This is a genomic window from Nigerium sp. (assembly GCF_039811905.1).
Taxonomy (GTDB): domain Bacteria; phylum Actinomycetota; class Actinomycetes; order Propionibacteriales; family Propionibacteriaceae; genus Propioniciclava.
The window spans coordinates 1-6110 of sequence record NZ_JBDHZL010000138.1 but is presented as its reverse complement, the minus strand read 5'-3'; the positions used below and the strand labels follow the sequence as shown (position 1 = coordinate 6110).

The following is a 6110-nucleotide window of genomic DNA, read 5'->3' as shown; positions in this document are numbered from 1 at the left end:
TGAGCCCCGGATGCCCCCCGTAGTACCGTGGCCGCATGGCGCTCAGCGTGTTCGACCTGTTCAGCGTGGGAATCGGGCCGTCGTCGTCCCACACCGTCGGGCCGATGCGCGCCGCCTCCCGCTTCGTGGATTCCCTCGCCGACGCCGGCCTTCTCGGCGACGTCACGCGGGTCAAGGCCGAGTTGTTCGGCAGCCTCGGGGCGACCGGGCACGGGCACGGCAGCGACGTCGCGGTCGTCCTCGGGTTGCTCGGCGAGCACCCCGAGACCGTCGATCCGAAGGCCGTCGCCGGGCGGGTGGACGCCGTCCGCGCGACCGGCCGGCTCTCCCTGCGCGGCGAGCGCGAGATCGCCTTCGCGATCGGCGACGACGTCGTCCTGCATCGCCGGCGCGGGCTGCCCCTGCACCCGAACGGCATGATCTTCACCGCGTCCGCGGGCGACGAGGTGGTCGACCAGCGCACCTACTACAGCGTCGGCGGCGGCTTCATCGTGACGTCCGACGCCGAGGGCCACCAGCGCATCGCGCCCGACGACTCGCCGCTCACCCACCCGTTCCACAGCGCCGACGACCTGCTCGCGTTGTGCGCGGAGACCGGCAAGTCCATCGCGCGGCTGAGCCTGGAGAACGAGCTCGCCTGGCGCGACGAGGCCGAGGTGCGGGCCGGCCTGCTGCACATCTGGTCCGTGATGCAGGAGTGCGTGAGCAACGGCCTGGAGAACGAGGGCGTCCTGCCGGGCGGGCTGCGCGTCCGGCGGCGCGCGCCAGAGCTGTACGCGAAGCTGCGGTGCGAGCCGGCGTCCGACGACCCGCTGCGCGGCATGGACTGGATCGCGCTCTACGCGCTGGCCGTGAACGAGGAGAACGCCTCCGGCGGCCGGGTGGTCACCGCGCCGACGAACGGGGCGGCCGGCATCATCCCCGCCGTCCTGCACTACTACCGCGACTTCGTGCCGGGCTACCACGACGCCGGGGTCGTCCGGTTCCTGCTCACGGCCGGGGCGATCGGGATGATCTTCAAGAACGAGGCGTCCATCTCGGGGGCCGAAGTCGGCTGCCAGGGCGAGGTCGGCTCGGCGTGCTCGATGGCGGCGGCCGGCATGGCGGCGGTGCTGGGCGGCAGCCCGAAGCAGATCGAGAACGCCGCCGAGATCGCGATGGAGCACAACCTGGGCCTCACGTGCGACCCGGTGGGGGGCCTCGTCCAGATCCCGTGCATCGAGCGCAACGCGATCGCGTCCGTCAAGGCGATCGCCGCCGCCCGCACGGCGATGCGCGGCGACGGCAGCCACATCGTCAGCCTCGACAAGGTCGTCAAGACCATGCGGGAAACGGGGCGCGACATGAAGGTGAAGTACAAGGAGACGGCGCGCGGCGGGCTCGCCGTCAACGTCATCGAGTGCTGAGCGGGCGGTTCTCGGCGTGTCGGACGCCGTAGCCCGCTGTTCCCAGTCATTGGAACGTCTCTGCGGCGCCTCGCCGTGCGCGCGCCGATGGTGCAGACTTCCCTCATGCGGCGCGTCACAGAGGGGGCACCCGGCGAGGAAGTCGAGGTGTGGGTCCAAGACAAGGGCGGCGGGCGTCCTCTGCTCCGCGGCACCGTGCTCATCGAAGACCTCTCGCCGGTCCTGACCTGTATCTCGAGCCGCTCCGGCGCGAACGGCCCGCTGAGCCCCGTCACCCAGTACATCCTGCAGGAGGCGGCGAACTACCTGGCGGAGCGGCTGGTGGAAGACGCCGGGCCGGCGAACGACGTCCCTCGCACCCTGTCGAGTTCGCTGGGGCACCAGCCTTTCATCGAGAGCGTGCTGAACATGAGCCAGCACCAGATGCTGCGCCGCTGGCCGCTCGCCAACGACTGGTACACCGACGTCATCAACTACGTGATGCGGCCGTCGCGGTTCGACGTGCAGACGAAGATCGCCCAGACGAGCCTGGAGGAGTGGTCGCAGGGCACGCTCGGGCAGTTCATGCGGTCGTTCGCCGAGAACACGTTCCAGATGCACGAGAACCCGAAGGTCGTCCGCATGGCGGAGGCGCTGCAGTCGCTGTGGCCCGAGTACCCGCCCGTCCGCGACGCGATGCTGGCCTACCGGCGCCAGGTGAACGACATCTGGACGCCGCTGTACGAGACCGCGCTCCGAAGCTACGGCCTCCACCTGCGCCCCGAGGTCAACATCAACGAGGTCGCCTGGGCCTTCAACGCCTGTCAGAGCCGCGAGGCGTTCGAGCGGCTGGCCGACCCGAACATGCCGACCCACGTCGCCCCCGACGGTTCGGTCTGGACGATGGCGGCCCGCGCCGGCCTCATGGTGCTGGCGGGCGCGGTCGTCGACGGCCAGGGGGCCACCCTCACCTACGAGCAGCTCGTTCAGCGGACCCCCCAAGCATGAGCCTGGAATTCGCCCACTCCCCCCGCGGCACCGTGGGCCTGGAGTGGGAGGTGGCGCTGGTCGACCTCGAGACCCGCGACCTCGTGCCGCGCGCGTCCGAGGTGCTGGAGCGCCTGCCCGACGGCACCCGGACGACCGGGGAGTACCTCGCCTGCATGGTCGAGATGATCACCGGCGTCCACCGCACGATCCCGGCGGCGGTCGCCGACCTCCGCGAGCAACTCGACGCCCTGCACGCGGCGGTACGGCCGCTCGGGCTCGGCGTCCTCGCGGCGGGGACGCATCCGTTCGCCGTCGCCGCCGAGCAGCCGATCGTGGAGCACCAGCAGTACGACGTCGTCCGCAAGCGGAACGCCTGGTGGGGCCGCCAGATGCTCGTGTGCGGCACCCACGTGCACGTCGGCGTCGACCGCGACGACATCGCGATGCCGATGGTGCAGTGGCTCTCGCGGTTCTACCCGCACCTGCTCGCGCTGTCGGCGTCCTCGCCGTTCTTCGAGGGCGACGACACGGGGTTCGCGTCGCAGCGCACGATGCTGTTTCAGCAGCTCCCGACGAACGGGCTGCCGTACGCGTTCCGGACGTGGGCCGACTACGCCGAACACCTCGACGAGCTCGCGGCGGTCGGCATGATCGGCAAGCCGTCGGAGCTGCGGTGGGACGTCCGGCCCTCCCCCGGCTTCGGCACCGTCGAGGCCCGCATCATGGATTCCTCGCCCACCCTCGCCGAGCTCGGCTGCGTCGCCGCGTGGGTGCAGTGCCTCGGCGTCCATCTGATGCGGCTGGCGGACGCCGGCGCCGACCCGGCGCCGGCCCCCCGCTGGTTCCTCCGCGAGAACAAGTGGCGCGCCGCCCGCTACGGGCTGGACGCCGAGATCGTCCAGCAGGGCGAGCGCCGCGCGCTGCGCGACTCGATCGCGGACTGGTGGGGACGCCTCGCCCCGCTCGCGGACGAGCTCGGCTGCCGCGCCGAACTCGACCTGACCGGACGCCTGCTCGACGAGGGCCCCAGTTATGTTCGGCAACGTACAGTCGCTTCTCAGCACGGCGGCTCGCTGGAGCCCGTCGTCGACGCCCTTGTGCACGAGACCATCACCGGGAGACCCACGTGAGCGTGAAGCCGTTCTGCCTGATCACCATCCGCGACTCCGACGAGGTGGCGGACGCGGAAGCGGCGTCCGTCCGCGCGTTCGGTGGCCTGGCGCCCGGGGAGCTGGTGCAGGTGCGCCCGGAGATCACCCCGCTGTCGCAACTGCGGCTCGACGACTACTCGGGCATCATCGTCGGCGGCAGCCACTTCAACGCGAGCGACGAGGTGAAGGACGACGAGCAGATCGCGATCGAGGCCGACCTGGGGCGCATCGTCGACGAGTCGATCGAGCGTGATCATCCGCTGCTGGGGGTCTGCTACGGGCTCGGGTTCGTCGCCCGCCGGCTCGGCGGCACGGTCGACAAGCGGTTCGGCGAGAAGGCCGGCGTCACCACCGTCGAGGTGACCGCGCACGGCGAAAACGATCCTCTGTTCGAGGGCCTGCCGACGTCGTTCCTCGCGTTCACGGGCCACAAGGAGGCGTGCTCCCTGCTGCCCGATGACGCCGTGCTGCTCGCGACCGGGCGGGCCTGCCCCGTCCAGGCTTTCCGCGTTGGCAAGCGGGTTTACCTCACCCAGTTTCACGTGGAACTGGACGCCGGCACCCTGGAGCAACGTATGCGCATTTATGCAGATTATGGATACTTCCGGCCCGAGGAGCTCGAGATGCTCGTCGAGGAAAACCACAGCGCCGGCGTCGGCGAGGAGCCCCGCTCGATCATGGCGCGCTTCTGCAGCGTGATGCGCGAGGAGCGGGAGGAGTCGTGAGGGCGGTCGAGGTCGGCCATCAGGCGTCCGAGCCGTCCTCCCGCTAGCTAGCGGCCGTTCTCCAGCCGGGCGAGGAACGACGGACGCTCCAGCACCGCCCGGTTCACGACGAAGCGCGGGGCCTCGCCCCGCGCGACCGCGAGCACGGCGTCCACGCAGCTGGAGCCGTTGCCGAGGCTCATCTCCGACGTCCAGGCGAGGCTGTGGGGCGCGAGCGTCACGTTCGGCAGACGCTCGATGCCGGAGGTGGGCGGCTCGCTCTCGAAGACGTCCAGCCCGGCCCCGGCGATGCGCCCGTCGCGGAGGGCCGCGACGAGGGCGTCCTCGTCGACGAGGGGGCCGCGCGCGACGTTGACGAGGACGGCGTCCGGGCGCATGCGGGCGAGGAACCGCTCCCCCACCAGGTGAAACGTCTCGGGGGTGAGCGCGGCCATCACGACGACGGCGTCGCTGTCGGCCGCCAGCGCGTCGGCGTCGACGAGCCGGACGCCGAGCTCGGCCGCCCGCTCGGGCGGGCAGAACGGGTCGTGACCGAGCACGGTGACGCCGAACGGGGCGAGCAGCCGGACGAATTCCGCCCCCGTGTTGCCCACCCCCACCAGCCCGACGGTCGCGCCGGTGAGGCCGCGGCCCATGTGGAGGGCCCGCTCCGCCCAGCGGCCCTCGCGGACCAGTCGATCCTTCGTCACCGAGCGGTGGAGCACGCTCAGCAGCAGGGTGAGCGCCGCCGTCGCGACCGGACGCCGCGCCCCGTCGGGCGTGATCGTGACCGCGACATCGCGGGCGGTGCAGGCGTCCAGGGCGACGGTGTCGTAGCCCACACCGAAGCGCGCGAGCAGCAGGGGTCGTGGGACGCCGTCGGCGAACGAGGACTCCGTCACCGCCGGCGCGGCGAAGATCACGGCCGAGTAGGGCGCGAGGTCGGCCGGCTCGAACGCCGGGACGTCGCGAGGCAGATACTCCCACCGGACGCCGGCCCGCTCGAGCCGGCCGAGGCCGATGTCTCCCCACAGATTGCGGCCGTCCTCGCCCAGGAAGTCGCGCGAGACGCCGACGGTGCAGGTCATCGCGGCCTCAGAAGACCGCGACGGGGTTGACCGGCGAACCGGTGCCGCGCGGGACGTTCAGCGGGGCCACCGTCAGCATGAACGAGTAGCGCCCCTCTTCAGCGCACGCCTGGGCGAGCTCTTCCAGATCGAGTTGTCGAGCAGGGGGACGCCCATCGCCGTGATGGCGAGGATGTGGATCGGCGAGTGGATGCCGGGCGTCGGGGAGGGCCGGACGTCGGAGTCGCCGTCGCCGCCCAACAGGGCGATCTTGCGCTCGGCGAGGTACGGCATGGCGTCCACGTGCAGGCCGGCGCTGGCGCCCGACGGATCCCACGGCCCGACCTCCGCGCGACGGCGGAAGTGGCCGTCGCGGATGAGCACGGCGTCCCCCTCCTCGATCTCGACGCCGCAGCGTTCGGCGCAGGCGATGACGTCGTCGCGGTGGAACGCGGTGCCGGGCTCGACCCACGGCTTGCCGGAGAGCAGCGCGAAGTCGAGCAGGACGCCGCGTGTCACGAGGTGCCGCAGGTCGGCGACCGCCCCGAAGTCGGTGCCGGTCGCGTGCACGGTGTCGCGGCTGACGTGGCCGTCGAACAGCTCACCGCGGTAGGCGATGTGGGCGAGCGCGTCGAGGTGGGAGGCGGCCTTGCCGTGGAAGTTGATGCCCAGGAAGTCTTTGTTCGTGGACGGCTCGGGCGCCTCGCGGTCGCCGAGGTCGACCATGTAGTGCAGGGCCGGATCGGGGTTGTCGACGCCGCTGGTGATGTTCCACGGCAGGGTCATCTGCGCAGTACGCCCCGAGCGCACCTC

The 6110-nt window shown here is 71.5% G+C and carries 6 protein-coding genes; 4 read left to right on the top strand and 2 right to left on the bottom strand.

The genetic code is table 11. The features are described from left to right. Window positions 1-35 precede the first annotated feature (35 nt). From WMJ97_RS14040 to WMJ97_RS14025, 4 genes are all read left to right on the top strand, one after another. Window positions 36-1406, top strand: a complete 1371-nt coding sequence (locus tag WMJ97_RS14040) for an L-serine ammonia-lyase (protein WP_347349630.1) — start codon at window positions 36-38, stop codon at window positions 1404-1406. 105 nt (window positions 1407-1511) lie between these two features. Further along, on the top strand, window positions 1512-2393 hold the full coding sequence (locus WMJ97_RS14035) for a hypothetical protein (protein ID WP_347349629.1): 882 nt from the start codon (window positions 1512-1514) through the stop codon (window positions 2391-2393). After that, window positions 2390-3505: a glutamate--cysteine ligase gene (locus tag WMJ97_RS14030; RefSeq protein ID WP_347349628.1), complete on the top strand. Its 1116-nt coding sequence runs from the start codon at window positions 2390-2392 to the stop codon at window positions 3503-3505. The genes WMJ97_RS14035 and WMJ97_RS14030 overlap by 4 nt, the downstream gene beginning before the upstream one ends. After that, window positions 3502-4251: a glutamine amidotransferase gene (locus WMJ97_RS14025; RefSeq protein WP_347349627.1), complete on the top strand. Its 750-nt coding sequence runs from the start codon at window positions 3502-3504 to the stop codon at window positions 4249-4251. Before WMJ97_RS14030 ends, WMJ97_RS14025 begins: the two co-directional genes overlap by 4 nt. 47 nt (window positions 4252-4298) lie before the next feature. Here WMJ97_RS14025 and WMJ97_RS14020 read toward each other — a convergent pair whose 3' ends face one another. After that, on the bottom strand, window positions 4299-5318 hold the full coding sequence (locus WMJ97_RS14020; RefSeq protein WP_347349626.1) for an NAD(P)-dependent oxidoreductase: 1020 nt from the start codon (window positions 5316-5318) through the stop codon (window positions 4299-4301). A 72-nt stretch (window positions 5319-5390) separates the two neighbouring features. Continuing rightward, window positions 5391-6110, bottom strand: a 720-nt coding sequence (locus WMJ97_RS14015) for a cyclase family protein (protein ID WP_347349625.1), incomplete at its 5' end; no start/stop codon positions are given.